The following is a 26,583-nucleotide window of genomic DNA, read 5'->3' as shown; positions in this document are numbered from 1 at the left end:
CCCAGCGGAGAAGCCAGGGGCGCTGGGGGCACCCCCGGCCGAAGGCTGAGGGAGGAACTGCGCGACCAGCCACCCCCGAGCCGCACCCGCCGTCACCGCAGAGCCCCCGCCCCCCTAGGCGCTCAACCCCGCAGAACCCGAGCCCAGTCCGCCGGCACCCGCTCCGCAGGACCCGGCACCGACTGCTCCGCAGGATGACTCACCGGCGGCGCCAACTCCGGCCCGGCCTCGTACAGTTCCTCCGTCTCGAAGTTCCAGAACCAGCCCTCGCCCGGCTCGTAGCTACGGATCACCGGATGCCCGGTGGAATGGAAGTGCGCCGTCGCGTGCTTCGAGGGCGAGTCGTCGCAGCACCCGATGTGCCCGCACTGCGCGCACCGCCGCAGATGGAACCACCAGCCCCCCGCCGCGTCGCACTCCACACACCCGGCGCCGCTCGGCGGAACGTTCGGGTCTATCGCGGTGTCGCCACTCATACTGCCTCCACAGGTGTCTCGGATTCCTCGGGCGCCTCGGCGGTCAGCGGGAGCAGCACCTGGAACCGGGTGTCGCCGGGCTCCGACTCCACCCGCATGGTGCCGTGATGCTTGTTCACGACGATCCGCCAGGAGATGTCCAGACCGAGCCCCGTGCCCTGCCCCACGGGCTTGGTCGTGAAGAAGGGGTCGAAGATCCGGTCCTTGATCTCCGGCGGGATCCCCGTCCCGGTGTCCCGGAACTCGACCAGCAGCTGCTCGTGGTCGAGCGCGGTCCGCACGGTCAGCGTGCCGTGTCCGCCGCCCGCGCCGTCGCCGTCCTTCATCGCACAGACCGCGTTGTCGATGAGGTTGGTCCACACCTGGTTGAGCTCGGCGGGGTAGGCGGGGACGGGCGGGACCGTACGGTCGTACTCCTTGACCACCCGGATGTCCTGCCCGATCTTCCCGGACAGCATCAGCAGGGTGCTGTCCAGGAGTTCGTGCACGTCCACCACCCGGTACGGCGCCCGGTCCAGCTGGCTGTACTGCTTGGCGGCGTCGACGAGGTTCGAGATGCGGGTGGTCGAGTCCTCGATCTCGTTCATCAACAGCTCGGTCTCGATGGTGTAGTTGAGCCAGCCGACCGAGTTCGGCAGGATCTCCTCGTCCACGGCCGCCGCGACCTGCTCCAGCCAGTCCACGTCGAGCCCGGCCTGTACGAAGGTGGGCGCGAGCTGCCAGCCGTGGTCGATGCCGTGGTCCTCCAGCCAGTCCGTGAGCGCGTCCTCGCGGTCCGAGGCCTCCAGCGGACTGAGGGCCGGCGCCTTGGCGACCCGCTCCGCGGTGCGCTCCTGGATCTCGATCAGCCCGGCCAGCTGCTCCCGCGAGAAGGGGCTCTCGGCGATGACCGCGAGCTTGTGCCGCATCTTCGCCACCCGCTCGCGCAGCGTGGACGTGGCCCGCACGGCCGCCGCGGCCGGGTTGTTGAGCTCGTGGGTGAGCCCGGCGGACAACGAGCCGAGAGCCAGCAGCCGTTCGCGCTGCCCGATCGCCGCCTGGGTGTTCTTCGAACCGAAGAACAGGCCTTCCAGCAGGTGCACGGCCATCGGGAACCACTCGCGCATGATGTCCGCGAACGTGTCGGCCGGGAGCACGAAGAACCGGGTCGGCTCGGTCACCCGCATCGAGTTGTTGTACGCCTGCCGCACCCGGTCCCCGAGGTAGGCCTGCATGGCGCCCGCGTACACACCGGACTGCGAGGTCCGGGTGACCTCGACGTCGTCCCCGCCGACCTGCCGGGAGAGCACCACCGTGCCCTCGATCATCACGTAGAAGCAGGTGGCCGGCTCGCCCTCGGTGTAGACCGGGCCCGGCTGGAACAGCTCGACCCGGCCCGCCGCGCACAGCCGCCCGAGCTGCTCCGGCTCCAGCTTCTCGAACAGGAACAGCGCGCCGATCTCCTTCGGGCTGCACGGCATCGGCTGCCCGCTCATGACTGCTCCAGGTACCGGTGGACGAGCATCACTGCCATGGCTCCTTCTCCGACGGCGGACGCGACGCGCTTGGCGGAATCGGCGCGTGCGTCGCCCGCCACGAAAACGCCGGGAATGCTGGTCTCCAGGTGGTACGGCGGCCGGTCCAGCTCCCAGCCCCCCGGTGGCCGTCCGTCGACGGTCAGGTCGGGCCCGGCCAGGATGAACCCGCGTTCGTCCCGCAGCACCGTGTCACCGAGCCAGTCGGTGAGCGGAGCCGCCCCGATGAACACGAACATCCACTGGGCGTCGACCTGTTCCCGTTCCCCGCTGCTGACATGGCGCAGGGTGAGCTGCTCCAGGCGCTCGACGCCGTGCGCGGCGTCCACCACGGTGTGGCTGCGCACGGCGATGTTGGGGGCCTCGTTGATCTGCTGGATCAGGTAGTACGACATCGAGGCCGACAGGTCGGCGCCGCGGACCAGCAGGGTCACGGACTTGGCGAACCGGGACAGGTACATCGCCGCTTGGCCGGCCGAGTTGGCGCCGCCGACGATGTACACGTCCTGGCCCTGGCAGGAGGTCGCCTCGGTGAGCGCGGATCCGTAGTACACCCCGCAGCCGGTCAGGTCGAGACAGCCCGCGGCCTCCAGCTGCCGGTACTGCACACCGGTCGCCAGGATCACGCTGTGCGCCGCGACCGCCGAACCGTCCGTGAACCGCACCACCCGTGCGGCCCCGTTGACCTCGAGAGCCGTCACCTCGCGCGCGGTCAGGATCTCCGCGCCGAACTTGGCGGCCTGCCGGCGGGCCCGGTCGGTGAGCTGGGCGCCCGACACGCCGTCCGGGAAGCCCAGGTAGTTCTCGATCCGCGAGCTCTGCCCGGCCTGCCCGCCGGTCGCCGACCGCTCCACGAGCACGGTCCGCAGCCCCTCCGACGCCCCATACACGGCCGCGCCGAGCCCGGCCGGGCCGCCGCCGATCACCACCAGGTCGTAGAAGTCCGCCGTCGGTGTCGTCGCCAGCCCCACGTGCGCGGCCAGCTCGGGCGCCTCGGGTTCCACCAGGGGCGTGCCGTCCGGCGTGATCACCAGCGGCAGCCGGTCCCCGTCGGCCCCGGCCGCGGCCAGCAGCCGCCGGCCCTCCGGCTCCTCCACCGAGTACCAGCGGTACGGCACCTGGTTGCGGGCCAGGAACTCCCGCACGTCCGAGGACCGCGCCGACCAGCGGTGCCCGACGACCTTGGTGGCCGGCACCGGCTTGTAGTCGCTGGCCCGCCAGGCGTCCAGCAGGTCGTCCAGGACCGGGTAGAGCTTCTCCTCCGGCGGATCCCAGGGCTTGAGCAGGTAGTGGTCCAGATCGACGACGTTGATCGCGTCGATCGCCGCGTTGGTGTCCGCGTACGCGGTCAGCAGCACCCGGCGCGCACCGGGATACACGTCGAGGGCCTGTTCCAGGAACTCGATGCCGTTCATCTGCGGCATCCGGTAGTCGGCGAGGATCACGGCCACCAGGTCGCCGCGCAGCTTCAGCTCTCGCAGCGCGTCCAGCGCCGACTCCCCGGACTCCGCGCGCACGATCCGGTACGACGCGCCGTAGCGGCGCCGCAGGTCCCGGGCGACGGCACGGGACACTCCCGGGTCGTCGTCCACGGTCATGATTACACCTACGGTTGAGCTTTTAGGTGGCATAGAACGACCGTACGGGACGGGGAGGGGCCATGGCCACGGGAACCGTGACAAGGGCGGCACGCGAGTACCTGCGTGTGTCCAAGGGCAAGGGCTAGACCGCGCGCAGCATCACTGACCAGCACCGCGACAACATCGCTGCCGAAGCCGATCACGGTCCGTGGACGTGGGGCGAGCCGTACAGGGACACCGGCTCGGCCTCCAAGTTCGCGGCCAAGGTGCGCGACGACTTCGAGAAGCTGCTGGCCGGCCTGACGTCCGGCGCCATCGGTGAACCCGGCGACGTGCTCGTGCTGTGGGAGGTGTCCAGGTTCGCCCGTGAGACCGGCCGGGGCGTGGCCCTGGTCGACGCGGCGGAGGCGGGCGGATACCTGATCCACGTGACCAGCCTGGACCGCACCTTCAACCCCCGCGACTACGGTGACCGGCACTCCTTGATCAGTGGCATCAACGACGCGGAGAAGGAGGCCCGGCTCCTGTCGGTGCGTACGCTGCGTGGTGTGAACCCCGCAGTCGGCGAGGGCCGCCCCCACGGCAAGATCCCCTTCGGTTACCGGCGCACGTACGAGCTGATCGACGGTCGCCCGCGTCCGGTGCCGCAGGAGGCCGACCCGGCCGAGGGGCCGCACGTGGTCGAGCTGTAAGGACTTCTCCGGCAAGCACAAGCCCATGGCCTGCTGTTTCTCGCACTGGCCGACGAGAAAGGGCAATCTGATCTGGATCTCGGGCCCTGGTCGACCTCGGCTTCATCGGCCTGGACGACGACCCCGACGACCCGGTGATCACCACCGGCCGCAAGGCCACCCGCAACCACCGCCTCACCGGCGCGGAGAAGGAAGCGAACCGCCTGCTCAATCGCGAACGCGCCGCTGTCGAGCACGGCTTCGCGAACCTGAAGTCCTGGCGCTTCCTGACCAAGATCCGCATGAACGCCCGGCACGCCACCACCCTCCTGCGCGCCCTGCTCGTCCTCGCAAACACCGAAATCCACAGGTGACAGACGATCTCCCGAAGAAGATCACGCCCCAGACCGGCGCGAGTACATCACCGCAACCTCACACCAGCCCCGTGACCTGTGAAAACCGGGCGCAGCGCACACACCGTGCGCTGCGCTTATTGGGGTCAGTTCAGCGTGCTGTCGACCGAGGACAGCGGTACGGAGTACAGCAGCCGTTGTGGCCGCGCGGTGTCAGTGCCCGACCAGTGGGCGTTGATGTCGGCCGCCCATTCGGTCACCGTCCACAGCCGGCCGGTGTTCCACCAGTAGGACATGCCCTCCGTGTGCATGCCCCAGCAGGCGTACGTGATGTCGCCCCCGCAGTTGGCTGCCGCGCTGGCGTCGCTGGTGTTCTGCCGCCACAGGATGCCGTGCTGGTCGACGCCGCCGCGCGCGTCGTCGACGTAGAAGTTCGGCGTGCCCCCCTGGGTCGTACTGTGCGACAGCACGCCCTGGAGACCGACGGCGTTCGTCTCGTAGATCTTGTCGGCCTCCACGTACCCGTTGCTGTCCTTGGCGAGGTAGCCCGGGTCGTTGCCGTCGAAGTTGTAGCGCCAGATGCGGGCCGGCTGGGTGCCCCCGGAGGAGAACCACTCGGTGGCAACCAGACTGTCCGGCACGCTGCTGCGGTCGAGCGAGATGGAGGCGAAGCACGGGAAGGAGTCGTCGCTGGTCGAGACGCAGCCCCCGCCGGCGAGGCTGTAGGAGCCGATCGCCGGCATTACGTACTGGTAGCCGTCGGCGGACCAGCCGTTGCTCACCTTGCCGACCACGGAACTGTTGACGGTCGCCTGCAGGATGCGGTGCATGTCGAAGATGTACAGCTGGTTGTGATCGGAATCCCCCTCCCAGGAGGTGACGATCAGCTTGTCCTGATACCAGACCATGCCGCCGATGTGGGACTTCAGGGCGCGGTAGTCGGTGCCGCCGTTGAGGGGGATGACGGGCAGGACCCAGCGGTACTTGAAGTTGCTCGGGTCGTTCGCGTCGATGAAGGCGATGCGGGCCATGTGGTCCGTGGTGGTGGACCCGTTCTCGCCCCAGCCGGACAGGATCACCTTGTTCGTGCCCCACAGGCCGTCGTTGTCCGCGTCACCGCTGGACGTCACCGACTGCGGCAGCCAGTCCTGGGTCTTGTCGTCACCGTAGTCCCAGCAGTAGTAGGACTCAGCCGTCGGCTTCAGCGGCAGCGCGGTCTTCTCCATGGTGGAGCAGTCCGCCGCGTTGCGCATCGGGTGGTTGGCGCTGGCGAGGACCTGGTCGACCCCGCGGGCGGTGCCCATCTCGCTGGCCAGGTTGTCCAGTGACGAGGTCGGGACCCGGTGCTCCTGGAGTTCCAACCTCGCGTAGTCCGACGAGGAGGTGAGGGTGGTCAGCTTCCCGGGGTTGCCACCGGGAGCCGCCTGCGCGGGGCCCGTCGGCACCATGACGAGGGCCACCACGGAGAACACGGTGGCCACCACGAGTCTCAGACGGTTTCGAAATATGCCAGAAGTCTTCACGCAGCAGATGCTAGTAGTTCTTGATCAGGTGAGCTGTGGAGTAACTCTCAAATCCCGTGGATCAGTTGAGGTGGCTCGGGCGTCGGCTTACTGAGTTTTCGTCAGTTCTGTGGTTGCAGGAGCTGCAACGGTGTGAGGCTGTTGGTGTGTCTTCCAAGTCGCAGGCCGTGCTTTCCGATGTGTGTCCGTTCCGCCCCTGACACGGCCCCAGTTGGCCGAGGCGCGTCGCATGCGGGCGGTGGAGTTGTTCGAGCAGGGGCGTGCCACGTCCGAGGGTGCACGGATGGTGGGGATGCATGCCGAGAGCGTGCGCCGGTGGAAACGCTTATGGGAGCAGGGCGGTGCTCAGGCACTGCGGCGGCGTCCGGCCACCGGTCGGCCGCCCAAGCTGGATGATGCCCAAGCCGAAGCTGTTCGGGTCGCGTTGGATGCAGGCGCTCAGGCGCACGGGTTCGAGGCAGACCTGTGGTCGTTGGAACGGGCCGGCGTGGTGGTGGAGCGGGTAACCGGGGTGAAGGTGGCCCGGGCCTCGGTATGGCGCCTGCTGACCGGGAGGCTGGGGTGGAGTCTGCAACGGCCCAGGCGCCAGGCGCCAGGCGGTCGAGCGGGACGTGTCCGAGATCGCCCGATGGGTCGCTCAGGAATGGCCACGCATCAAAGGGGGGCGGTGAAGAAACGTGCCTGGATAGTGTTCCTTCGACGAATCAGGCATATCGCTGCTGCCACAGGTGCGCCGCACCTACGCGCCGGGCACCTACGACACCACCTCCCTGATCGACGTGCTGGAACGCCTCAAGGCCTTCTACGCCGGGGAGTCGGTGGTCTCGGTATGGGACGGACTCTCCGCTCATTGGAGTCAGGGCATGCGGGCCTGGGCGGCCGAGCAGGACTGGCTGACGCTCGAGCGGCTGCCGGCCTACGCGCCCGAACTCAACCCCGTCGAACTGCCGTGGTCGGCCATCAAAACCTGCGAGCTGGCCAACCTCGCCGGCGACCACCTCGCCGACGTCGCTGACGCAGCCGAACACGGCATCCAACGCGTCTGCTCCAGCGAGCAACTCCCGTGGTCCTTCCTCACCCACACCGGCCTCACCATCCACCCCCAACCCGCACAGAACTAACGAAAAACTCAGTAGGACTCGGATCAGAATGAGGTTTTGAGTCGTCGCCAGCAGATGATGGCGCAGCCGAGGGTGATGAAGGCTTGGTGGATGCCGTCGCGGCGTTCCCAGCGGATGCGGCTACGCCAGTGTCCGTGCCTACGTCAGCAGGACGCTTCGCGCCAAACCTCAACCGCTCGGCCTTCACCACGCCCGCCGTGTCCAGTCCGGCCGCAGCGGGCCGCGAACCAGCCGTCAGGTGGGCGCGTCTCCTCCAGCAGAGCGAGGGCCTGCGGTGTACGGACGGATGGTGCGGGGCCGCACCCTCGCAGGCCACCGCGGCGAGCACCACCGCCTCCCAAACCTGCGGGCCGCGGTGCCGGCCAGCTCGGAGCGGGATTGCTTGAGAATCCACTGCGAGGTGTCCACGGTCAGGATGACGGTCCGTGCTGCGTCGGCAGCCTGTGCCATACGTCTCCCACCCCGAGCCGTTGGTTCCACGGCACGGCGGGCTCTCCTGGAGGAGCGCGCCCACCGTACCGGTTCCCGCCCATCGTATGTTCGATCGCCCGCCTTCGCTCTTGTACGGCGGTGCACAGCGGGCACCCGTCAGTGCGGAAGACTGATCACGCGGACACGGAACGGACGAGGAGGCCGGTGCATGACACGCCCGATCACGGCAGGGGTGGACGGTACGGAGGAGAGCCTCGCCGCTCTCGACTGGGCGGCCCGGGAAGCGGTGCGCCGGGGGCTGCCGCTGCGGGTGGTGCACGCCTGGCGGTACGAGCAGCACGAGGCGCTCGGCGGTGACCGGGAGGCCCAGCGCGGGTGGGTGTCCGACGGGGTGGCCGAGTCGGTGCGGGCCGTCGCCGGGCGGTATCCGGAGCTCGCGGTGAGCGTCGACGTGCTGGAGGGCGGGCCGGTGGAGGTGCTGGTCGACGCGGCGGCCGGGGCCGAGCTGCTGGCACTGGGGTCGCGCGGGCACGGCCGGGTCGTCGGGTTCCTGCTGGGCTCCGTCGGACAGCAGGTGATCGCGGAGGCGGCACGCCCGGTGGTACTGGTGCGCGCCGGTGACCGGCCCACCGCGGAGGCCGCCGGACGGGAGGTCGTCGTGGGCCAGCAGGGCGGCCCCGAGGACAGCACGGCGACACTGGAGTTCGCGTTCGAGACGGCGGCGGCCCGGGGCGCGACGGTCCGGGTGGTGCGGGCCTGGACCCTGCCGCCGGTCTTCGCCTACAGCCCGGGGTCGCTGAAGCTGCTCGACGAGTCCGGAGGCATGGAGCCCTTCGAGAAGGAGGCGCTGTCCGAGGCGGTACGGCCGCTGCGCGAGCGGTTCCCGGACGTGCCGGTCGCCGAGCACGTGGAGATGGGCAGTGCGGGGCAGGTGCTGCTCTCGGTGGCCGGCCGGGCCCAGCTGATGGTCGTCGGGCGGGGCGCCCACCGCACGGCGGTCGGCGCCCGCATCGGCTCGGTCGCGTACGGGGTGCTGCACCACGCCGACTGCCCGGTGGCCGTCGTACCGCACGGGTGACCCGGCGCGGGGCTTCCTCCGGGGCTCGCTCCGGGCTTACTCGGGGGTGACCGGCTCCAGGGTCTCCCGTGCCTTGGGCAGGACGTTCTCGATGTAGTCCTCGACCGCGTTGTCCAGGCCTATGTCGTGCTGGGCCCGCTCGGACAGGTACCAGCGGTGTTCGAGCAGCTCGTGGTAGATCTCCGCCGGGTCCATCGATCCGCGCAGCTCCAGTGGCACGGCCCGCACGGTGGGGCGGAAGACGTCCCGCACCCACCGGTGGGCCAGCACCTCGGGGCGGGCCGCGAGGGGGTCCCCGGGGGCGTAGTCGTCCTGGGTGGCCATCCAGCTCTCCAGGTCGTTGAGCAGCCGCCGCGCCTGGTTCTCCTCGGCGTCCAGGCCGGTCAGCCGCAACAGCTGGCGCTGGTGGTGACCGGCGTCGACGACCTTCGGTACGAAGGTGACGCTGTCGCCGTTGGAGGAGTGCTCGATCTGCATCTCGGCGACGTCGAACCCGAGGTCGTTGAGCCGCCTGATCCGGCGCTCGATGTACTGGTACTTGCCCGCCGGGTACACCGAGGTCCGGGTCAGCTCCTCCCACAGCTCGCCGTACCGGGTGCAGATCTCGAACCCGAACTCGATCGGGTCCAGCGAGGGATGCAGCGCCCCCGAGGCCTCCAGGTCGAGGAGTTCCCCGCTGATGTTCACCCGGGCCAGGTCGAGGTCGTACTCCCGCTGCCCGTTGCTCAGCTGCGGGTGCAGGTCGCCCGTCTCGGCGTCCACCAGGTACGCCGCGTAGGCGCCCGCGTCCCGCCGGAACAGGGTGTTGGACAGCGAGCAGTCGCCCCACGCGAACCCGGCCAGGTGCAGGCGGACCAGCAGCACCGCCAGGGCGTCCATGAGGCGGTGCATGGTGGCCGGGCGCATGGTCGTCTCGAACATCGAGCGGTACGGCATGGAGCCGCCGAGGTGCCGGGTGACCAGCACCGACTCCAGGGGTTCGCCCTCGGCGTCGGTGCGGCCGGTGATCACCGCGAGCGGGTCGACCGCGGGGATGGCGAGCCGGTCCAGGTCGCGCAGCAGCTCGTACTCGCGCAGCGCAGGGCGCTCCGCCAGCTCCTTCACCGCGAGGACCTCGTCGCCGGCCCGTGCGTAGCGCACCACGTGCCGGGAGATGCCGCGGGGGAGCGGCACGAGGTACTCCTCGGGCCATTCCTCCAGCGGGACGTCCCAGGGGAGTTCGAGCAGGAGCGCGGGGTGCTCCGGGTTGGTGGCGTTGATCTGCAAGGCCATGGGACGAACCTTAAGGCCGGCGGGTCACGAGGCCAGCTCCCGGGCCCGTTCGGCGGCCGCCCGCACCGGACCGCGGTGCAGCGGGCCGTGTCCCGGCAGCAGGGCGTCCCCGTCGAGGGCGCCGATCAGTTCCAGTGAGGCGACGGCCCGGGCCCGCTCGTGGTGGAACATGTCGGGCAGCAGCTGCGGGCCCTGGATGCGCGAGGTGCGGTGGCCGCTGACCAGCGCGTCACCGGAGATCACGAGGCCGGCCTCGGGCAGGTGGTAGACGGTGTGCCCGTCGGTGTGGCCCGGGGTGTGCACCGGGACCGGGCGGCCCGGGAGGTCGAGCGGTCCCTCGGCGACCGGGAACGCGTCGGGCGCCTTGACCGGGTGCTGCTCGGTGCCGCCGACGCGCAGCACGTGCACCAGCCACGGCACCACACCCGGCCGCCAGGCGTTCTTCACCACCTCGCCCACGGACACCTGCTGGAGGTACTCCCGCCGGGCGTGCGGTACTTCGGCCTCGTGGAGGTAGACCGGGGTGCCGTGGGCGGCGCGCAGGTACTCGGCCGAGCCGAGGTGGTCGTTGTGCGCGTGCGTGATCAGCACGGCCGCGACCGCCTCCGGTGAACCGCCCACCTCCGCGAGGGAGTCGAGCAGCCCCTGCCGGTCTCCGGGGTAGCCGGTGTCCACCAGCGTGACGGCGTCCCCGTCCTTGAGGATCACCCAGTTGGTGTGCTGGCCGTGCACCAGATAGGCGCCCTTGCCGACTTCGTGTACCTCTGCCCGCATGATCACTCCGGCTTGCCCGTTCGTGCCGATCGAAACGGAGCACAGCCAACCACATGCAGGGGGCCGCCCGGCGCCGAGGTCCAGGTCACCGCACCCCCTGTGGCCTGAACTGGATGCTGATCCGCGGCCCGGCGGCCCGGGCCGTCTTCGGTACGCAGTGCTCCCAGGTCCGCTGGCAGGAGCCGCCCATCACGATCAGGTCGCCGTGGCCGAGCGGGCGCCGCACCGAGGGGCCGCCGACCAGGGGGCGCAGCAGCAGGTCGCGGGGCTCGCCCACGGAGAGGATCGCAACCATGGTGTCCTCCCGTGCACCCCGGCCGATCCGGTCGCCGTGCCAGGCCACGCTGTCCCGGCCGTCGCGGTAGTAGCAGAGCCCGGCCGTGGCGAACGGCTCGCCCAACTCCTCGGCGTAGTGCCGGGTGAGCGCCTCGCGGGCCTCGGTGAGGACGGGGTGGGGGAGCGGGTCGGCGGCGCCGTAGAAGGCGAGCAGGCGGGGTACGTCCACGACGTTGTCGTACATCTGCCGGCGCTCGGCGTGCCAGGGGACGTCCGCCGCCAGCTGTTCGAACAGCGCGTCGGCGCCGCTCAGCCAGCCGGGCAGCACGTCGATCCAGGCGCCGGAGCCCAGCGCCGTCCGGTCGATGCCGTCGAGGGTGCCGAGCCGCAGCTCGTCGGTCTGGTCGAACAGGGAGCCCTGGAGGTGCGTGGCCATGAGCCCCAGCGTACTCCTTAATCGAAAATCTGTTCCTATTTGATCTCCGGGCAGGCTGGGCACACCCCTTTCGATACATCCATGCATCCGATACATTCGTGTATCGAATGGAGGCCGGTACATGACAGCGAAGGGCGGCGCGCCCCCACGCGTGACCCGGCGGCGGGTGCAGACCCGCGCCCGGCTGCTCGATGCCGCGTTCACCGTGTTCGCCGCCAAGGGGTTCGGGCGGGTCTCCATCGAGGAGGTCTGCGAGGCCGCCGGGTTCAGCCGGGGCGCCTTCTACTCCAACTTCGCCACCCTCGACGAGCTGTTCTTCGCCCTCTACCGGGAGCGTGCCGACCTCATCGCCCGGCAGGTCGCCGACGCGCTCTCCGGCGACGGACCCGACCTGGACGTGCCGGCCTCCGTGGACCGGGTCTCCGACGTGCTCCTCCTCGACGTGGACTGGCTGCTGGTGAAGACCGACTTCCTGGTGCACGCCGCCCGGGACCCGGCCGTCGCCGAACTCCTCCTCGACCACCGCACCCGGCTCCGCGAGGCCATCGCCGACCGGCTCCTGCGGGCCCGTGGCCACACCCCGATCCCCGCCGTGCTCGGTGACGTCGAGGGCGCGGCCCATGCGGTGGTCGCCGCCTACGACGGGGTCACCGTCCAGCTGCTGCTCGACAGGGACGTGCACCGGGCCCGTGCCTGGCTCAAACAACTGCTCACCGCGCTGCTGACCGACGGCAGCACCCGATCCGGATAAGAAAGGCGTCGCCATGGACGCGGACGTCATCGTCGTCGGAGCCGGCCTCGCCGGCCTGGTCGCGGCGCACGAACTCACCAGCAGGGGCAGGCGCGTCGCCCTGGTCGACCAGGAGAACGCCGCCAACCTCGGCGGCCAGGCGTTCTGGTCCTTCGGCGGGCTCTTCCTCGTCGACTCGCCCGAACAGCGCCGCCTCGGCATCAAGGACTCCCTCGACCTCGCCTGGAGCGACTGGCAGGGCAGCGCCCAGTTCGACCGCGAGGACGACGAGGACTCCTGGGCGGTGCGCTGGGCGCGGGCCTATGTCGAGTTCGCGGCGGGGGAGAAGCGGCCCTGGCTGCAGAGCCACGGCATCAGCCTGCTGCCGACGGTCGGCTGGGCCGAGCGCGGCGACCTGCGCGCCCACGGCCACGGCAACTCCGTCCCCCGCTTCCACGTGGCCTGGGGCACCGGCACCGGCGTGGTCGAGCCCTTCGTCCGGTACGCCAGGCAGGCCGCCCGCGACGGACTGCTCACCTTCCACCACCGCCACCAGGTCGACGAACTCGTCATCGAGGACGGCGAGGCGCGCGGCGTCCGCGGCACCGTGCTCGCCCCCGACGACTCGCCGCGCGGCGTCGCCTCGGGCCGCGACCGCATCGGCGACTTCGAACTCACCGCCCAGGCCGTCGTAGTCACCACCGGCGGCATCGGCGCCAACCACGACATGGTCCGCCGCTACTGGCCCGAGCGTCTCGGCACACCCCCCGCCGAGATGGTCACCGGCGTCCCCGCCTACGTGGACGGCCGCATGCTCGACATCAGCGCCGGGGCCGGCGTCCGCCTGGTCAACCGCGACCGCATGTGGCACTACACCGAGGGCATCCAGAACTGGAACTCCATCTGGCCCGGCCACGGCATCCGCATCCTGCCCGGCCCCTCCTCCATCTGGCTCGACGCCCTCGGCCGCCGCCTGCCCGACCCCTGCCTGCCGGGCTACGACACCCTCAGCACCCTCAGGCACCTGCGCACCACCGAGGACATCGCCGGGTACGACCACTCCTGGTTCGTCCTCACGAGGAAGATCGTCGAGAAGGAGTTCGCCCTCTCCGGCTCCGAGCAGAACCCCGACATCACCGCCAAGGACCGCAAGGCCGTGCTGCGCGACCGGCTGCTCGGCAAGGGCGCTCCCGGCCCGGTGCAGGCCTTCCTCGACCACGGCGCGGACTTCGTGACCGCGGCGTCCCTGGACCAGCTCGTCGAGAAGATGAACGGCCTCACCGACAAGGCGCTCCTCGACGCGGCCGAGGTGCGCCGCCAGATCGTCGCCCGCGACCTGCAGATCAACAACTCCTACAGCAAGGACTCCCAGGTCCAGGGCATCCACAACGCCCGCCGCTACATCGGCGACCGGCTCGGCCGGGTCGCCACCCCGCACCGCATCCTCGACCCGGCCGCCGGACCGCTGATCGGCGTCAAGCTGCACGTCCTGACCCGCAAGACCCTCGGCGGCATCCAGACCGACCTGGACTCCCGCGCCCTCGGCGCCGACGGGCAGCCGATCGGCGGGCTCTACGCGGCCGGCGAGGTGGCCGGCTTCGGCGGCGGTGGCGTGCACGGCTACAACGCGCTGGAGGGCACGTTCCTCGGCGGCTGCCTGTTCTCGGGCCGGGCGGCGGGGCGCGCGGCGGCGAAGCAGACCGCCTGAGCGCTGCGCCGGCAGTGCCGCGATGCGCCGCCCGCCGTCTTCGTCTGCGGCGCCGTCGTGGCTGGTCGCGCAGTTCCTCCCCCCAGCCTTCGGCCGGGGGGACCCCAGCGCCCCTTCGGGGGCGGGAAACTGACCGGCTCAGCCGGCGAGGAGCCGCGCCAGCACGGTGGCGTGGCTCTCGTCCGGGGTCTTGGACGCGGTGAGCAGGGTCACCTGTCCCTCGCGCACCGACTTCCGCAGGCCGTCGAGGAGTTCGGCGGCCTCGGGAGCGGCCAGCTCCGCCTCGTATCGGCGCACGAACTCCTCGTACGTCCCGCCGGCGTGGAACCAGCGGCGCAGTTCGTCCGACGGCGTCAGCCCCTTCGGCCACTCGTCCACGTGCGCGACCTCCTTGGACAGCCCGCGCGGCCAGAGCCGGTCCACCAGGACGCGCACCCCGTCCTCCGGCTCGGGCGACTCGTAGATCCTGCGGACGCGCACGCTCACGGTCGATGCACCCTTCGGCTCGGCGACGGTGCCGCGAGCGTAGTCGGCGGCCCCGCCCCGCGGGCTGCCGACGCGGCGCGGCTTGACCAGAATGAGGGGGAAACGCGGACACCCGCGCGCCTAGTCTGTGGGCCACTGATCATCGGCCACCCCCCCAGGGAGTTCATGTGCAGGGCGCAAGCAGACGTACCGCAGTCCTCCGCCGCGAGGCCGTCCTCGGCACCGTCCCGGTCGCCGTGGCGGCCCTCCTCGCCGCTGCCGGAACGGCCTCGGCGAGCACGATCGGCGCCGCGGGCGCGGGCGACCCCTACTTCCCGCTCAGCGGCAACGGCGGCTACCACGTCAGCCACTACGACCTGACGCTCCGCTACGACACTTCCTCCCGGCACCTCGACGGCAAGGCGGTCCTCACCGCCCGCGCCACCGAGAAGCTGACCCGCTTCGACCTCGACCTCAGCGGCCTGAAGGTCACCCGGGTGACCGTCGACGGCCGGGCCGCCCGCTTCAGCCGCAGCGGACAGGAACTCGTCGTCACGCCGTCGCGGGCGCTGGCCAAGGGCCGGGACTTCCGGGTCACCGTGGTGTACGGTGGCACGCCCAAGCAGGTCACCGACCCCGATGGCTCGGCCGACGGGTGGATCCGCACCGACGACGGCGCGTTCGTCGCCGGGGAGCCGCAGGGCGCGATGACCTGGTTCCCGGCCAACAGCCATCCCAAGGACAAGTCGTCGTACGACTTCACGATCACCGTCCCCGAGGGCCGCACCGCCGTCGCCAACGGCGTCCTGCTCGGCCGGCGCACCTCCGGCGGCCGCACGACCTTCCGGTGGCGGCAGACCGAGCCGATGGCCGCGTACCTCGCGACCGCCACGGTCGGCAAGTTCAACATCCAGCAGTACACCACCCGGGACGGGGTCAAGGTGTACAACGCGGTCGACCCGCGCGAGGCGAGCGGGTCGGCGGCCGTGCTGAAGAAGCTGCCGTCGGTGCTGGAGTGGGAGAGCAAGCTGTTCGGGCCGTACCCCTTCCGGTCCGCCGGATCGATAGTCGACCACGCGCCGAGCGTCGGGTACGCGCTGGAGACGCAGGGCCGGCCGATCTACGACTCGGCGCCGGATCTCAGCACACTGGTGCACGAGAACGCCCACCAGTGGTTCGGCGACTCCGTCTCCCTCACCGCCTGGAAGGACATCTGGCTCAACGAGGGCTTCGCCACGTACGCGGAGTGGCTGTACAGCGAGCAGCACGGGGGCGACAGCGCGCAGAAGACCTTCGACGCGCTGTACGCGAAGCCGGCCGGCGACGAGTTGTGGGCGTACCCGCCGGGGGATCCGGGGAGCGGGAAGAACATCTTCGGTGAACCGGTGTACGCGCGGGGGGCGATGGCCCTGCACGAGCTGCGGAAGACGGTCGGGGACCCGGTGTTCTTCCGGATTCTGCGGGCGTGGGCTTCGGAGCACCGGTACGGGCACGGGACGACTGCGGAGTTTGTGAAGCTGGCCGAGGGGGAGTCGGGGAAGGACCTCGGTTCCTTGTTCCAGACGTGGTTGTACAAGAAGGGCAAGCCGTAGCGGTACGGGTGCCGGCCGGTGGGGGTTGCTCGCGCAGTTCCTCCCCCGGCCTTCGGCCGGGGGTGCCCCCAGCGCTCCTGAAGGGGCGCGCTGCCGCTAACGAGCATCAAAAGCTGACGAGTTTCTTACATTCGTCGGTCAGGGTCGGTCTCATGATCCATCGCAGAACTGCCGTTGCCCTCCTCTCCGCCTCCCCCCTCCTGCTCTCGGGTTGCGGGGGAGGCGCCGAGGCCGCGCCGAGTCGGTCGGGCGACGACCGGTCGGAGCGGGCGACGGCTTCCCCCACACCCGAGAGCAGCAGCCCGCGGCCCAGCGGCATACCGGGGCTCGGGCCCAGGACTACGGCCGCGATACCCGGGCGGGCCGAACAGGTGGTCGTCGCCTCCGGGCGCGGCGAGGACTCGCCGCTCTCCACCGTCGTCCTCTACGAACGCGACGACAACGTCTGGCAGCCCGGCGCCAGTTGGCCCGCACACAACGGCCGGGACGGCTGGAGCGAGCACCACATGGCCGGGGACCTGCGCTCACCCGTCGGCGTGTACGGGCTGACCGACGCCGGGGGCCTGCTCGCCGACCCGGGGAGCAGGCTGCCGTACCACCGGTCCTACGGCTTCACCTCGCCCGGTACCGGATTCGAGGGCGAACCGCTGGAAGGTTCCTTCGACTACGTCGTCGCCATCAACTACAACCGCCAGGCAGGCACTTCCCCGCTCGACTGGACCCGGCCGATGGGCGCGAAACGGGGCGGTGGCGTGTGGCTGCACGTCGACCACGGCGGGCCCACGCACGCCTGCGTCAGTGTCGCCAAGGCGCACATGAAGGAGCTGCTCCGCACCCTCGACCCGGACCGGCACCCGGTGATCGTCATGGGCCACGCCGGCTGGCTCGCCCGCTAGCCCGCCGGAACTCCGCTTAGGATCCGAACCTGTGTGCGCACATGTGCTGGTCGCCGAGGACGACGAGATGCAGGCCGAGCTGATCCGGAGATCGCTGCTCGCCGAGGGGCACAGCGCGACCGTGGTCCATGACGGGGCCGCCGCGCTGGACGCGGCCCGGCGGCTCGGTCCCGACCTGGTCGTCCTCGACCTGATGCTCCCGGTGATCGACGGCTTCGGCGTCTGCCGGGTGCTGCGCGGCGGCGACCCGGAGATCCCGGTGCTGATGCTCACGGCCCGCTCCGACGAGGACGACGTGCTGCTCGGCCTGGAGCTGGGCGCCGACGACTACATGACCAAGCCGTACAGCCCGCGCGAGCTGATGGCCCGGATCCGGACGATCCTGCGGCGCAGCGGGCGGGCCGCCCCGGTCCGGGAGGAGGAACCCGCCGTGACCGCCGCCGGGATCAGCGTCGATCCCGTGCGGCACGCGGTGCGCTGCGACGGGGAGCCGGTGGAGGTGACCCCGGCCGAGTTCCAGATCCTGCTCGCCATGGCGGGGGAACCGGACCGGGTGTTCACCCGGCGGCAGCTGCTGCAGTGCACCCGGGGCTTCGACCGGTCCTCCACCGAACGCGCCGTCGACGTCCATGTGATGAACCTGCGCCGGAAGATCGAGGCCGATCCCCGGCGGCCGGTGCGGCTGGTGACCGTGTTCGGCGTCGGCTACAAGCTGAGCGGCGGCCGGCCGTGAAGCCGCGGATACCGTGGCGCAAGCGGCTGCTGGTCCGGCTGCTGTTCACCTCGGTGCTGATCGCCGTCTGCTCGGTGGCCGCCACCGCCTGGCTCGCCGTGACGACCACCACCAGCGCGCTGGAGGAGGAACAGGGGCAGGACCTGGCCGCCGACAACAAGATCCTCGCCGAGCTCAGCGGGTACGCGGCGGACCACCCCGACTGGAGCGGGGTCCAGCACACCGTCCGGGCCCTGGCGGCCAAGACCGGCCGCCGGGTCGCCCTGACGACCGCCGACCGCACGCTGATCGCCGACTCGGCGCCCCGCGACACACCGCTGCCCCCGCGGCCCGCCGCCGCCGTGGACCCCCTGCACACCGACACCTACACCGAGTTCGGCGCCCAGCTCAGCGGCATCGACCCGCGCGCGGTGGGCCCGTTCCTGCTGACCGGGCCGGAGCGCGCGAAGCTGGAGGCGGTCGCGAAGAAGCAGCAGGAGTGCTTCGGCCGCGTGGGCGTCCGGACCACCGTCCAGCACACTCCGAGCGGGCGGCCCCATGTCGTCGTCGACGACGCCAGGGACGCTCCCCTCGAACTCAAGGTCGGGTGCGGCAACGTCTACGGCGAGTCGACCGCCGACACGGGGGACGCCCTCGACTTCCCGATGCCCACCGAGACCAAGGCCCTCGCCGCGCTGACCTCCCTGGCCCGCCCCTGCCTCCGGGCCAAGGACCTGGACTTCGGCAAGGAGCTCGCCCTCACCTTCGACACGACGGGACGCAACCCCGTCTCCGGCGGGTTCCTCGTCACCAAGAGGGGCGTCGAGCGGCAGACGGACCAGGCCGCCAGGAACTGCATCACCAACGCCCGCCGCACCCAGCTCGAACCGTACGTCGCCCCGGCCGCCGAACTCTTCCTCGGCATCGGCGACCAGACCGCACCCCGCTTCGACATGTCCCCGGCCAACAAGGCCAGGATCGTCGGGGCGGCCGGCCTGGTCCTCGCCGTCACGGTCGCCGTCACCGTCCTGGTCGCCACCCGCCTGGTACGACCGCTGCGCGCGCTCACGGCCGCAGCCCAGCAGCCGCCCGAACTGCACGTCCGGGCCCGGGTGCGCACCCGGGACGAGACCGGGCTGCTGGCCGAGGCGTTCAACGACCTCACCGAGCGCCGGGAGCGCCTGGAAGAGCAGCGCAAGGCGATGGTCAGCGACATCGCCCACGAACTGCGCAGCCCCCTCACCAACATCCGCGGCTGGCTGGAGGTCACCCGGGACGGCCTCGTCGACCCCGACCCGGCCCTGCTCGGCTCCCTGCACGAGGAGGCGCTGGTCCTGCAGCGGATCATCGACGACCTCCAGGACCTGGCCGCCGCCGACGCCGGCACCCTGCGCCTGCACCGCGAACCGGTGCGCGCCGCCGACCTGGTCGACCAGGTCGCCGCCGCCCACCGTGTCGCCGCCGACGCGGCCGGGGTCACCCTGCTGACCGACGCCGACGGCAGCGCCTGGCTCGACGCCGACCCGGTCCGGATGCGGCAGGCCCTCGGCAACCTGGTCTCCAACGCCATCCGGCACACCCCCGCCGACGGCACGGTGACCCTGTCCGCCCGCCGTGACGGCGACGACGTCGTCCTCACCGTCACCGACACCGGTGCGGGCATCGCCGCCGACGATCTCCCGCACGTCTTCGAGCGGTTCTGGCGCGCGGAGAAGTCCCGCAGCCGCCGTACCGGAGGCAGCGGCCTCGGCCTGCCGATCGTGCGCCATCTGCTCGCCGCCCACGACGGCACCGCCGAGGCACGCAGCGAACCCGGCAAGGGCGCCGAGTTCATCCTGCGGCTGCCGGCCGCACCGGCCCCGGCCGACGTCAGCTGAACCGGCGCTCCGCCCGCTGCCGGCGCCGGGTCAGCAGCCGGCGCTCCGCCTCGGTGGTACCGCCCCAGATGCCCACGGCCTGCCCGGTCTCCATCGCCCAGCGCAGGCAGGGGTCCTGTACCGGACACCGCTCGCACACGGCCTTCGCGCGCCGTGTCTGGTGCAGCGACGGGCCGGTGGTCCCGATCGGGAAAAAGAGGTCGGGGTCCTCGTAGCGGCACTCGGCGTGGTCTCGCCAGTCGTCCATCGAAGTCACCTGCGATCCAAGTCGATTCTGCCGTGTCGGGTACGCGTTGCTCGGTTCCGGGTCACCGGTCCGGGCGCGGCTGAAACGGCCAAGTCCCGCAGGATTCGCGGACGGTCACTGCTCGCGCAGACCCCAGGGGGAACCGTATGCGGTCAGCAGGTCGAGGAACGGGCGGGCCGGGAACGCCTCCGGGCCGAGGACGCCCGAGCCCGACCACGCGCCGGTGGCCAGGAGTTCGAGGGCGACGACCGGGTTGAGGGCCGTCTGCCACACCACGGCCTGACAACCGTACTCCGCCATGGACCACTGGTTGTCGACAACGTGGTAGAGATACACCTCCCGCGGCCGCCCGTCCTTCACCCCGCGCACCCAGGTGCCCGCACAGGTCTTGCCGCGCATGCGCTCGCCCAGCGTCGCCGGGTCGGGCAGCGACGCGGCGACCACGTCCCGGGGCGAGACCGCGACCGGGCCGTCGGCGCCGGGCACCGTCACCGGTGCGGTGCGGTCCAGGCCCAGCAGGTGCAGCGTCCTGAGGGTCTCGATGAACTCACGCCCGAGCCCGTACTTGAAGGTGACCCGCCGCGCGCCCACCCAGCGCGGCACCAGCAGCACCTCCTCGTGCTCGACGTTCACGCACTCGACCGGCCCGATCCCGGCCGGGAAGTCGAACACCTCGGGCTCGCTGAACGGTTCGGTGGTGAACCAGCCGCGCTCCCGCTCGTACACGACGGGCGGGTTGAGGCACTCCTCGATGGTGGTCCAGATGCTGAAGGAGGGCGCGAAGTCGTAGCCGTCCACGGTCAGGTTCGCGCCGTCGCGGATACCGAGCTCCTCGATCTCGTCGAAGAGCTCGTCGGCCGCGTACCGGGCGAACACGTCCGACAGCCCGGGCTCGACACCCATCCCGACCAGCGCCAGCGCGCCCGCCCGCTCCCACTCCCCGGCCAGCGCGAACTGCTCGTCGCCCAGCTTGACCCCGCACTCCTCGTACGGCCGCTCGGGATGCGGCCGCGACAACGACATCGCCATGTCGAGGTAGTCCGCGCCCGCCTTGCGGGCGGCCCGGAACAGGGGCAGGACGAAGCGCGGATCGGTGGCGTTGAGCAGCACGTCGCACTGGTGCCGGGCGAGCAGCGCGGCGACGGCCGGCTCGTCACCGGCGTCGACGTGCTCGGCGCGGAACCGGTCGTCGCCGACGGCCGCCACCGCCGCCTCGGCGCGGGCCAGGTCGTAGTCGGCGACCACCATCAGGTCGAAGAACGGGCGCCGGGCCGCGATCCGGGTGACGGCGGTGCCCACACCACCGGCTCCCACGAGCAGAACACGCATGCGGAAATCTCCTTCTGGGACAGAGAGCGAGGTCGGTACGGGGGCGCCTTGGCCGGAATGAAACGCCCGGCCGTCACGTAAGGTCAATGGCGTTGGCATAAGGACGGCAGGGAGCGTGCGATGCCCAAGAAGGTCGTACCGGAGGAGAAGCGCCGCAGGCGCCGTCCCACCCGCAGCGGCACGGTGCTCTCAGAGCGGCTGATCGTGGAGACCGCGCTGCGCCTGCTGCGCGAGCACGGCAGCGCCGGCCTGACCGCCCGCCGCCTGGGGCTCGCCCTCGACTGCGACCCCAGCACCCTGTACCGCTACTTCCGGGGCATGGACGACCTGACCCTGGCGATCGGCGACGCCCTCATCGGCCAGGCGCTGGCCGGCTGGACCCCGACGGGGGAGTGGCGGACGGACCTGCGGACCATCGGCCTGCGCATCCACGCGCAGTACGTCGCCCACCCGCAGGCGGCCCTGCTCACGACGAACCGCGTGACCGGCCGGGCGCACGAACTGGCCGCCGACGAGGCGGTCCTGGACGTCCTGCGCACGGCAGGCTTCTCGCTCGCCGACACCGTCCGCGTCTACCACGCCTTCATCGACCAGACCCTCGCCTTCGCAGCCCTGGACGCGGCCTCCCTCACCCTCCCGAACGACTCCCGGCGAGCCGACGAGGACAAGTGGCACTCGACCTACGCCCGCCTCCCGCACACCACCCACCCGCGCATCGCGGAGGCGTCCCGCCTGCTCGCGAAACGCATGGTGACCAGTGCCTATCCGACGGCCCTGGACATGCTTTTGGACAGCGCAGAACGGTCCTTGTAAGCACCTGCGGCTGGAGCGCCCCTTCAGGGGAGCTGGGGGCACCCCCGGCCGAAGGCTGGGGGAGGAACTGCGCGAGAAGTCCCCACCGACCCGCACTCGCACGACCGCCGGCAGCCCCCTCACGGTTGGCGCAACGCACCCCCCGCCGTACGTATGACCGCCTCCGCCACCGCCACCAAAGCCGGCGAATCCAGCTTCCACTGCTGCCAGTACAACGGCACGTCCACCCACCACTCCCGCCCTCCGACCCGCACCAACCGCCCCTCCCGCAACCGCGGCTGCGCCTGGGCCTCCGGCACCATCCCCCACCCCAACCCCGCCGTCACCGCGTCCACGAACCCCTCGGACGTCGGCACGTAGTGCCGCAGGGCACTCGCGGCCGCACCGCCCAGCCGCCGGACGAACCCGTCCTGGAAGTCGTCGACCCGGTCGAACACGACCACCGGCGCCTCGGCGAGCGCCTCCGGCAGCGCCCCCGAAAGTCGCTCCGCCGCGAACTCCGGCGCCGCAACCGGCAGGTACCGCATCCGCCCCAGCGCCCGCACCGAGCACCCCGGCACCGCCTCCGCCGACGACGTCACCGCCGCCATCACCAGCCCCTCCCGCAGCAGGGCAGCCGTGTGGTCCTCGTCCTCCCGGCGCAGTTCGACATAGACGTGCGGCAGCCCGGTCAGCGCCCGCAGGAACCACGTCGCCAGCGAGTCCGCGTTCACCGCGACCGAGACCCGGGTGGGCTCCCCGGCGCCGCTCATGCCCAGCTCACCGCGCGCGTCCCGCTCCAGCCGCGCCAGCTGCCGGGCGAACCGGACCAGCACCTCACCCGACTCCGTCGGCCGCACCGGCTTGGTGCGCTGGAGCAGCACCCGGCCGGTGCGCTGCTCCAGCGCCTTGACCCGCTGGCTGACCGCCGACGGCGTCACATGCAGGGCCGCGGCCGCCGCGTCGAACGTGCCCTCGTCCACGACCGCCAGCAACGTCCGCACCTGGTCGAGCGGAAGCTCCACGGACCCACTCCTGTCTGTCTTCAGCTGTGCTAAGGGTACGTAAAATCTTTAGCTGTACCTACAGTGATCGCTTCCGTAGCGTCGAGGTCATGTCCAGCTCTCTCGCCGCCGCTGCCGCGGGCTTCGGCAGCGGCCTCTCGCTCATCGTCGCCATCGGTGCCCAGAACGCCTTCGTCCTCCGCCAGGGCATCCGCCGTGACGCGGTCCTCGTGGTCGTCGGCATCTGCGCGCTCTCCGACGCCGTCCCACCGAGGACGAGGCCGCGGGGTCCCGGCGGCGGGCGGTGCTCACCTGCCTGGCCATGACCTGGCTGAACCCGCACGTCTACCTGGACACCGTGTTCCTGCTCGGCACCCTCGCCGCCGACCGCGGCGACCTGCGCTGGACCTTCGGACTGGGCGCCGCCCTGGCCAGCCTCTGCTGGTTCACCGCCCTCGGCTTCGGCGCCCGGCTGCTCGGCCGGTACCTCGCCGGGCCGGCCGCCTGGCGGGTGCTGGACGGGCTGGTGGCGCTGACCATGATCGGGCTCGGCCTGCTGCTCGTGGCGGGATCCTGAGGCGCCCGGATCCCGAACGGCCGCATCCTGAGACAAGCGGTTCGGCAGGCGCGGAAGTTGCTGCGATAGTGAACCCGCAACCGAAAAGATGTAGCGGGCATCGAGAAGAGCAGGACACCAGGAACTCCGTGGACACCAGCGAGAGCGGCACCCAGTCCGACATACAGACCCCCGACGGCACCTCGGCCGCACCGCCCCGGAGCGGCTGGCGGCGCTGGGCGATGGACACCCGCCCGCTGCGCATCCCGGCCTATCGCCGGCTGTGGACGTCGACCATCGTCACCTCGGTCGGCAGCCAGCTGACCGCCGTGGCCGTGCCCAAGCAGATCTTCGACATCACCGGGTCGTCCGCCTGGGTCGGCGCGGCGAGTCTCGCCGGGCTGCTGCCGCTGATCGTGTTCGCGCTGTGGGGCGGCGCGGTGGCCGACACCATGGACCGCCGCAAGCTGCTGCTGATCACCAACATCGGTATCGGCGTGACCTCGCTGCTCTTCTTCGTGCAGGCGGCCACCGGGATGAATTCCGTGACCGCGCTGATGGTGCTGCTCGCGATGCAGCAGGCGTTCTGGGGGCTGAACGCGCCGGCCCGTACCGCCTCCATCGCCCGGCTGGTCCCCGAGGCGCAGCTGCCCGCCGCCAACGCGCTCGGGTCGACGGTCATGCAGACCGGGCAGGTGGTCGGTCCGCTGCTCGCCGGTGCCCTGATCCCCGTCATCGGGCTGCCCGAGCTGTATCTGATCGACGCGCTGGCGCTCTGTGTGACGGTGTGGGCGGTCCACCGGCTGCCCGCGCTGCCGCCGCTGGCGGGCGCGACCGCGCGGCGGGCCGGGGTGCGCGAGATCGTGGCGGGCTTCCGCTACATCTCCATGCACAAGGTGCTGCTGCTGTCGTTCCTCGCGGACATCATCGCGATGGTCTTCGGCATGCCCCGCGCCCTGTTCCCGCAACTGGCCGCCCAGACCTACGCCCCCTACGGCGAGGGGCTCGCGCTCGGCCTGCTGTTCGCGGCGATCCCGGTCGGCGCGGTCCTCGGCGGGCTCTTCTCCGGCACCTTCTCGCGGGCCCGCCGGCACGGCCTGATGGTGATCGGCGCGGTGGTCGGCTGGGGCGCGGCCGTCGCCGGGTTCGGGCTGAGCCGCAACCTCTGGGTGGCCGCGGCCTTCCTGGCCGCCGCCGGGGTCGCCGACATGGTCTCGATGGTCTTCCGCGGCGCGATCCTGTTGTCCGCGGCGACCGACGAGATGCGGGGCCGGATGCAGGGCGTGTTCACCGTGGTGGTCGCGGGCGGCCCGCGGCTGGCCGACGTGCTGCACGGCACCGCGGGCTCGGTCTTCGGGCCGCGGGCGGCGGTCGCGGGCGGCGGGCTGCTGGTGGTCGCGGTGATGCTCGTTCTGGCCGCCGCCGTCCCGGCCCTGCGCCGCTACCGCGTCTGAGCGGCTACGCCGGCCGTCGTCCGACGTAGGCGTCGAGGAGCTTGCCGCGGGTGACCTCCAGGCGGCTGGCGAGGATCTCGGCGACCGTCCGCACCAGCGACAGACCGAGCAGCGGGTCCTCCACGCACAGTGCGAGCACGGCCGAGGCGTCGTACTCGTAGGCCCGCACCTGGCTGAAGGCCACCGCCCCGAAGTCCCAGGTGTACGGCGGGAACAGCCAGGACCAGCCGAGCAGGTCGCCGGCGCCCAGAGTGGCGACGGTGACCCGCTTGTGGGTCGTCACCTCCTGGTCCAGGTTGACCGCCCCGGAGCGGATCACCCAGAAGCGGTCCGCGGTGCCGCCGGCCTCGAAGATCCTGGAGTCCTCGGGGAAGGACACCTCGTGAGCCAGTTCCATGAGGCGCTCGCGCTGGGCCTGGGGCAGGGCGGTGAGCAGTTTGATGGCTTTGGTCATGGCACGGGGCTCCTCGCCGGCGAGGGTACGGGGTGCTTTCCCTACGCCCATTTCAGCCGCTGCCGACCCGCCGGGCACCTCGAAGAAGGTGAGAATCGCCGTCGGAAACCGGTCCGGGCATGAAAAAGCCCTGGCTGGACGGGGGAGGCCAGCCAGGGCCGTCAGAGGTGGCGCGGGAGGACCTGTTGTCAACTCCTCGACCACTTATGGGTGAACGATAAACCATCCAGAGCGATTTCGCGTAGCCGTGAACAGGTTACGTGACCTGTTTCACTTTGGGGAGCCCCGGGGCGCCCGCGAAGGGTTTGGCCGCGCCCCGACCGGTGAGCCGAAGAGTAGAGCCCCGTACGGACGGGACTGAGCCGACCAACCGGTCCACCACCCAGGGAGCGAAAGGATGTACGAAGAGCACCGGACCGAGTCAACCGTGGCACCACCTGAGTCCCGTCGGCCACCGCAGCGGCCGGCCGACGCCCGCAGAGCGGTACGCGGCGCCCTCGCCCGACGAGCCGTACCGTGCCCCGCCGAGGCACTCGACGACGCCCTTCTCGTCACCTCGGAACTGACCACCAACGCGATTCTGCACGGCGGCGGGATCACCGGCTTCGCCGTCGACGTCGAAGGGTGCGCGGTACGGGTCTCGGTCAGCGACCGCAGCGACGAGATACCCGTGGCCGACCGGCCCGCCGACGAACGGCACCGGTGGCGGGCGCACGGCCGGGGCTGGCCCATCGTCTGCCGGCTGGCCCGGGACGTGGAGGTCGCCGGCCTGCCCAGTGGCGGCAAGCGGATCACCGCGGTCGTGCCCCTGCGCTGAGCCCGCCGCGGGGCTCGTGCCGGGAACGGTGTTTGGGCCCGGATCGAAGGGGCAGGCGGAGTGTCGTGCTTCGGACCGGAGGCGCGCGCCAGTGGGAGCAGTCGTACGACAGCCCCCGGGCCCGCAGAGCGGTCCGGGTGGTGCTTCCGCGGCGACCCTGACATCGCAGTTCGGGTCGAGTCCCGGAACCACGTTCCGGTGACGCCCTGAAACCCACAGTTCAGGAGCGAATCCGCATGCCCACCGAGTTGTCGACCAGCCGTTCCCGCACGCCCGACCGCACCACCCGCACGACACCCCGCCGCACCCATGACGACGCCCCCGACACGGCGGCCCTCTTCAGCCGTCTCGCGGCTCTGGAGGAGGGCCCGGAGCGGGACGCGCTGCGCGACGAACTGGTCGCCGCCTGGCTGCCCATGGCCCACCGCATCGCCGGCCGCTTCC

The 26,583-nt window shown here is 71.3% G+C and carries 25 protein-coding genes and 3 pseudogenes; 16 read left to right on the top strand and 12 right to left on the bottom strand.

The window, feature by feature from the left end:
* Window positions 1–122: 122 nt before the first annotated feature.
* From JF597_RS30040 to JF597_RS30030, 3 genes are read right to left on the bottom strand one after another with little or no spacing between them, the layout of a single operon-like run.
* A complete protein-coding gene (locus tag JF597_RS30040; RefSeq protein WP_294002486.1) occupies window positions 123–476 on the bottom strand; it encodes a UBP-type zinc finger domain-containing protein in 354 nt (117 codons plus the stop codon).
* Window positions 473–1,951 carry an ATP-binding protein gene (locus JF597_RS30035; RefSeq protein WP_294002483.1) on the bottom strand — a complete coding sequence of 493 codons (1,479 nt, stop codon included), beginning with the start codon at window positions 1,949–1,951 and terminating at the stop codon, window positions 473–475. Before JF597_RS30035 ends, JF597_RS30040 begins: the two co-directional genes overlap by 4 nt.
* The gene (locus JF597_RS30030) at window positions 1,948–3,621 is read right to left on the bottom strand and encodes an FAD-dependent oxidoreductase (protein WP_294002481.1); all 1,674 of its coding nucleotides are present in this window, start codon (window positions 3,619–3,621) and stop codon (window positions 1,948–1,950) included. Before JF597_RS30030 ends, JF597_RS30035 begins: the two co-directional genes overlap by 4 nt.
* Before the next feature lie 107 nt (window positions 3,622–3,728).
* Between JF597_RS30030 and JF597_RS30025 the strand changes: the two genes are divergently transcribed.
* Complete coding sequence (locus JF597_RS30025; RefSeq protein WP_294002681.1) at window positions 3,729–4,262, top strand: recombinase family protein; 534 nt, start codon at window positions 3,729–3,731, stop codon at window positions 4,260–4,262.
* A gap of 86 nt (window positions 4,263–4,348) precedes the next feature.
* Window positions 4,349–4,615 carry a transposase family protein gene (locus tag JF597_RS30020; RefSeq protein WP_294002679.1) on the top strand — a complete coding sequence of 89 codons (267 nt, stop codon included), beginning with the start codon at window positions 4,349–4,351 and terminating at the stop codon, window positions 4,613–4,615.
* Between the two features lie 125 nt (window positions 4,616–4,740).
* Here JF597_RS30020 and JF597_RS30015 read toward each other — a convergent pair whose 3' ends face one another.
* On the bottom strand, window positions 4,741–6,078 hold the full coding sequence (locus tag JF597_RS30015; protein ID WP_294002478.1) for a hypothetical protein: 1,338 nt from the start codon (window positions 6,076–6,078) through the stop codon (window positions 4,741–4,743).
* A 268-nt stretch (window positions 6,079–6,346) separates the two neighbouring features.
* Between JF597_RS30015 and JF597_RS55715 the strand changes: the two are divergent.
* The 3 genes and pseudogenes from JF597_RS55715 to JF597_RS30005 all read left to right on the top strand — a co-directional run.
* Window positions 6,347–6,706 (top strand): annotated as a pseudogene (locus JF597_RS55715) (helix-turn-helix domain-containing protein); the annotation flags it as partial.
* 139 nt (window positions 6,707–6,845) lie between these two features.
* Complete coding sequence (locus JF597_RS30010; protein ID WP_294002476.1) at window positions 6,846–7,238, top strand: transposase; 393 nt, start codon at window positions 6,846–6,848, stop codon at window positions 7,236–7,238.
* Between the two features lie 640 nt (window positions 7,239–7,878).
* On the top strand, window positions 7,879–8,748 hold the full coding sequence (locus tag JF597_RS30005) for a universal stress protein (RefSeq protein ID WP_294002473.1): 870 nt from the start codon (window positions 7,879–7,881) through the stop codon (window positions 8,746–8,748).
* A 36-nt stretch (window positions 8,749–8,784) separates the two neighbouring features.
* On the opposite strand, the gene JF597_RS30000 is transcribed toward JF597_RS30005, so the two are convergent.
* From JF597_RS30000 to JF597_RS29990, 3 genes are all read right to left on the bottom strand, one after another.
* The gene (locus tag JF597_RS30000; protein WP_294002471.1) at window positions 8,785–10,020 is read right to left on the bottom strand and encodes a DUF4032 domain-containing protein; all 1,236 of its coding nucleotides are present in this window, start codon (window positions 10,018–10,020) and stop codon (window positions 8,785–8,787) included.
* Between the two features lie 24 nt (window positions 10,021–10,044).
* Entirely contained in the window at window positions 10,045–10,794 is a 750-nt protein-coding gene (locus tag JF597_RS29995; protein ID WP_294002470.1) for an MBL fold metallo-hydrolase, read from the bottom strand.
* An 85-nt stretch (window positions 10,795–10,879) separates the two neighbouring features.
* Window positions 10,880–11,506, bottom strand: coding sequence for an alpha-ketoglutarate-dependent dioxygenase AlkB (locus JF597_RS29990; RefSeq protein WP_294002469.1), 627 nt, complete (start codon window positions 11,504–11,506; stop codon window positions 10,880–10,882).
* Window positions 11,507–11,627: 121 nt separating this feature from the next.
* Between JF597_RS29990 and JF597_RS29985 the strand changes: the two genes are divergently transcribed.
* Together JF597_RS29985 and JF597_RS29980 are read left to right on the top strand one after the other, a co-directional pair.
* Window positions 11,628–12,257, top strand: coding sequence for a TetR/AcrR family transcriptional regulator (locus JF597_RS29985; protein WP_294002468.1), 630 nt, complete (start codon window positions 11,628–11,630; stop codon window positions 12,255–12,257).
* 13 nt (window positions 12,258–12,270) lie between these two features.
* The gene (locus JF597_RS29980) at window positions 12,271–13,944 is read left to right on the top strand and encodes an FAD-binding dehydrogenase (RefSeq protein WP_294002466.1); all 1,674 of its coding nucleotides are present in this window, start codon (window positions 12,271–12,273) and stop codon (window positions 13,942–13,944) included.
* Between the two features lie 138 nt (window positions 13,945–14,082).
* Here JF597_RS29980 and JF597_RS29975 read toward each other — a convergent pair whose 3' ends face one another.
* Entirely contained in the window at window positions 14,083–14,430 is a 348-nt protein-coding gene (locus JF597_RS29975) for a DUF488 family protein (protein ID WP_294002465.1), read from the bottom strand.
* A 167-nt stretch (window positions 14,431–14,597) separates the two neighbouring features.
* Between JF597_RS29975 and JF597_RS29970 the strand changes: the two genes are divergently transcribed.
* From JF597_RS29970 to JF597_RS29955, 4 genes are all read left to right on the top strand, one after another.
* Window positions 14,598–16,001, top strand: coding sequence for a M1 family metallopeptidase (locus JF597_RS29970; protein WP_294002463.1), 1,404 nt, complete (start codon window positions 14,598–14,600; stop codon window positions 15,999–16,001).
* A 152-nt stretch (window positions 16,002–16,153) separates the two neighbouring features.
* Complete coding sequence (locus JF597_RS29965; protein WP_294002462.1) at window positions 16,154–16,897, top strand: L,D-transpeptidase family protein; 744 nt, start codon at window positions 16,154–16,156, stop codon at window positions 16,895–16,897.
* A 31-nt stretch (window positions 16,898–16,928) separates the two neighbouring features.
* The gene (locus tag JF597_RS29960) at window positions 16,929–17,630 is read left to right on the top strand and encodes a response regulator transcription factor (RefSeq protein ID WP_294002460.1); all 702 of its coding nucleotides are present in this window, start codon (window positions 16,929–16,931) and stop codon (window positions 17,628–17,630) included.
* Window positions 17,627–19,486: a HAMP domain-containing sensor histidine kinase gene (locus JF597_RS29955; protein ID WP_294002458.1), complete on the top strand. Its 1,860-nt coding sequence runs from the start codon at window positions 17,627–17,629 to the stop codon at window positions 19,484–19,486. The genes JF597_RS29960 and JF597_RS29955 overlap by 4 nt, the downstream gene beginning before the upstream one ends.
* Here the strand turns inward: JF597_RS29955 and JF597_RS29950 are convergent.
* Together JF597_RS29950 and JF597_RS29945 are read right to left on the bottom strand one after the other, a co-directional pair.
* Complete coding sequence (locus JF597_RS29950) at window positions 19,479–19,733, bottom strand: WhiB family transcriptional regulator (RefSeq protein ID WP_294002455.1); 255 nt, start codon at window positions 19,731–19,733, stop codon at window positions 19,479–19,481. The two genes, JF597_RS29955 and JF597_RS29950, sit on opposite strands and share 8 nt — an antisense overlap.
* A 114-nt stretch (window positions 19,734–19,847) precedes the next feature.
* The gene (locus JF597_RS29945) at window positions 19,848–21,062 is read right to left on the bottom strand and encodes a saccharopine dehydrogenase C-terminal domain-containing protein (RefSeq protein WP_294002454.1); all 1,215 of its coding nucleotides are present in this window, start codon (window positions 21,060–21,062) and stop codon (window positions 19,848–19,850) included.
* Between the two features lie 120 nt (window positions 21,063–21,182).
* Here JF597_RS29945 and JF597_RS29940 point away from each other — a divergent pair, with 120 nt between their 5' ends.
* Window positions 21,183–21,875: a TetR/AcrR family transcriptional regulator gene (locus tag JF597_RS29940; protein ID WP_294002452.1), complete on the top strand. Its 693-nt coding sequence runs from the start codon at window positions 21,183–21,185 to the stop codon at window positions 21,873–21,875.
* Between the two features lie 119 nt (window positions 21,876–21,994).
* Here JF597_RS29940 and JF597_RS29935 read toward each other — a convergent pair whose 3' ends face one another.
* Window positions 21,995–22,879 (bottom strand): LysR family transcriptional regulator ArgP, encoded by an 885-nt coding sequence (locus tag JF597_RS29935; RefSeq protein WP_294002450.1) that lies wholly within the window; start codon window positions 22,877–22,879, stop codon window positions 21,995–21,997.
* An 89-nt stretch (window positions 22,880–22,968) separates the two neighbouring features.
* Here JF597_RS29935 and JF597_RS29930 point away from each other — a divergent pair.
* Window positions 22,969–23,435 (top strand): annotated as a pseudogene (locus JF597_RS29930) (LysE family transporter).
* Between the two features lie 128 nt (window positions 23,436–23,563).
* Window positions 23,564–24,868, top strand: coding sequence for an MFS transporter (locus tag JF597_RS29925; protein WP_294002448.1), 1,305 nt, complete (start codon window positions 23,564–23,566; stop codon window positions 24,866–24,868).
* 4 nt (window positions 24,869–24,872) lie between these two features.
* Here JF597_RS29925 and JF597_RS29920 read toward each other — a convergent pair whose 3' ends face one another.
* The gene (locus JF597_RS29920) at window positions 24,873–25,322 is read right to left on the bottom strand and encodes a cyclic nucleotide-binding domain-containing protein (RefSeq protein ID WP_294002446.1); all 450 of its coding nucleotides are present in this window, start codon (window positions 25,320–25,322) and stop codon (window positions 24,873–24,875) included.
* A 397-nt stretch (window positions 25,323–25,719) separates the two neighbouring features.
* On the opposite strand from JF597_RS29920, the gene JF597_RS29915 reads away from it, so the two are divergent.
* Entirely contained in the window at window positions 25,720–26,139 is a 420-nt protein-coding gene (locus JF597_RS29915; protein ID WP_294002445.1) for an ATP-binding protein, read from the top strand.
* A 236-nt stretch (window positions 26,140–26,375) separates the two neighbouring features.
* Window positions 26,376–26,583, top strand: a pseudogene (locus JF597_RS29910) (B/F/G family RNA polymerase sigma-70 factor); the annotation flags it as partial.

The organism is Streptomyces sp., assembly GCF_019510245.1.
Lineage (GTDB): Bacteria > Actinomycetota > Actinomycetes > Streptomycetales > Streptomycetaceae > Streptomyces.
Note: the sequence above shows the minus strand (reverse complement) of the source record. Positions and strands in the feature narration are given on the sequence as shown.

Excerpts from the sequence above, each read along its gene's own strand:
- JF597_RS29945 (WP_294002454.1), bottom strand. The coding sequence starts at position 21,062 with ATGCGTGTTCTGCTCGTGGGAGCCGGTGGTGTGGGCACCGCCGTCACC.
- JF597_RS29965 (WP_294002462.1), top strand. The coding sequence starts at position 16,154 with ATGATCCATCGCAGAACTGCCGTTGCCCTCCTCTCCGCCTCCCCCCTC.
- JF597_RS29990 (WP_294002469.1), bottom strand. The coding sequence starts at position 11,506 with ATGGCCACGCACCTCCAGGGCTCCCTGTTCGACCAGACCGACGAGCTG.
- JF597_RS29940 (WP_294002452.1), top strand. The coding sequence starts at position 21,183 with ATGCCCAAGAAGGTCGTACCGGAGGAGAAGCGCCGCAGGCGCCGTCCC.
- JF597_RS30005 (WP_294002473.1), top strand. The coding sequence starts at position 7,879 with ATGACACGCCCGATCACGGCAGGGGTGGACGGTACGGAGGAGAGCCTC.
- JF597_RS29950 (WP_294002455.1), bottom strand. The coding sequence starts at position 19,733 with ATGGACGACTGGCGAGACCACGCCGAGTGCCGCTACGAGGACCCCGAC.
- JF597_RS30040 (WP_294002486.1), bottom strand. The coding sequence starts at position 476 with ATGAGTGGCGACACCGCGATAGACCCGAACGTTCCGCCGAGCGGCGCC.
- JF597_RS30000 (WP_294002471.1), bottom strand. The coding sequence starts at position 10,020 with ATGGCCTTGCAGATCAACGCCACCAACCCGGAGCACCCCGCGCTCCTG.
- JF597_RS29985 (WP_294002468.1), top strand. The coding sequence starts at position 11,628 with ATGACAGCGAAGGGCGGCGCGCCCCCACGCGTGACCCGGCGGCGGGTG.
- JF597_RS29995 (WP_294002470.1), bottom strand. The coding sequence starts at position 10,794 with ATGCGGGCAGAGGTACACGAAGTCGGCAAGGGCGCCTATCTGGTGCAC.
- JF597_RS29915 (WP_294002445.1), top strand. The coding sequence starts at position 25,720 with ATGTACGAAGAGCACCGGACCGAGTCAACCGTGGCACCACCTGAGTCC.
- JF597_RS30035 (WP_294002483.1), bottom strand. The coding sequence starts at position 1,951 with ATGAGCGGGCAGCCGATGCCGTGCAGCCCGAAGGAGATCGGCGCGCTG.
- JF597_RS29980 (WP_294002466.1), top strand. The coding sequence starts at position 12,271 with ATGGACGCGGACGTCATCGTCGTCGGAGCCGGCCTCGCCGGCCTGGTC.
- JF597_RS30030 (WP_294002481.1), bottom strand. The coding sequence starts at position 3,621 with ATGCCACCTAAAAGCTCAACCGTAGGTGTAATCATGACCGTGGACGAC.
- JF597_RS29920 (WP_294002446.1), bottom strand. The coding sequence starts at position 25,322 with ATGACCAAAGCCATCAAACTGCTCACCGCCCTGCCCCAGGCCCAGCGC.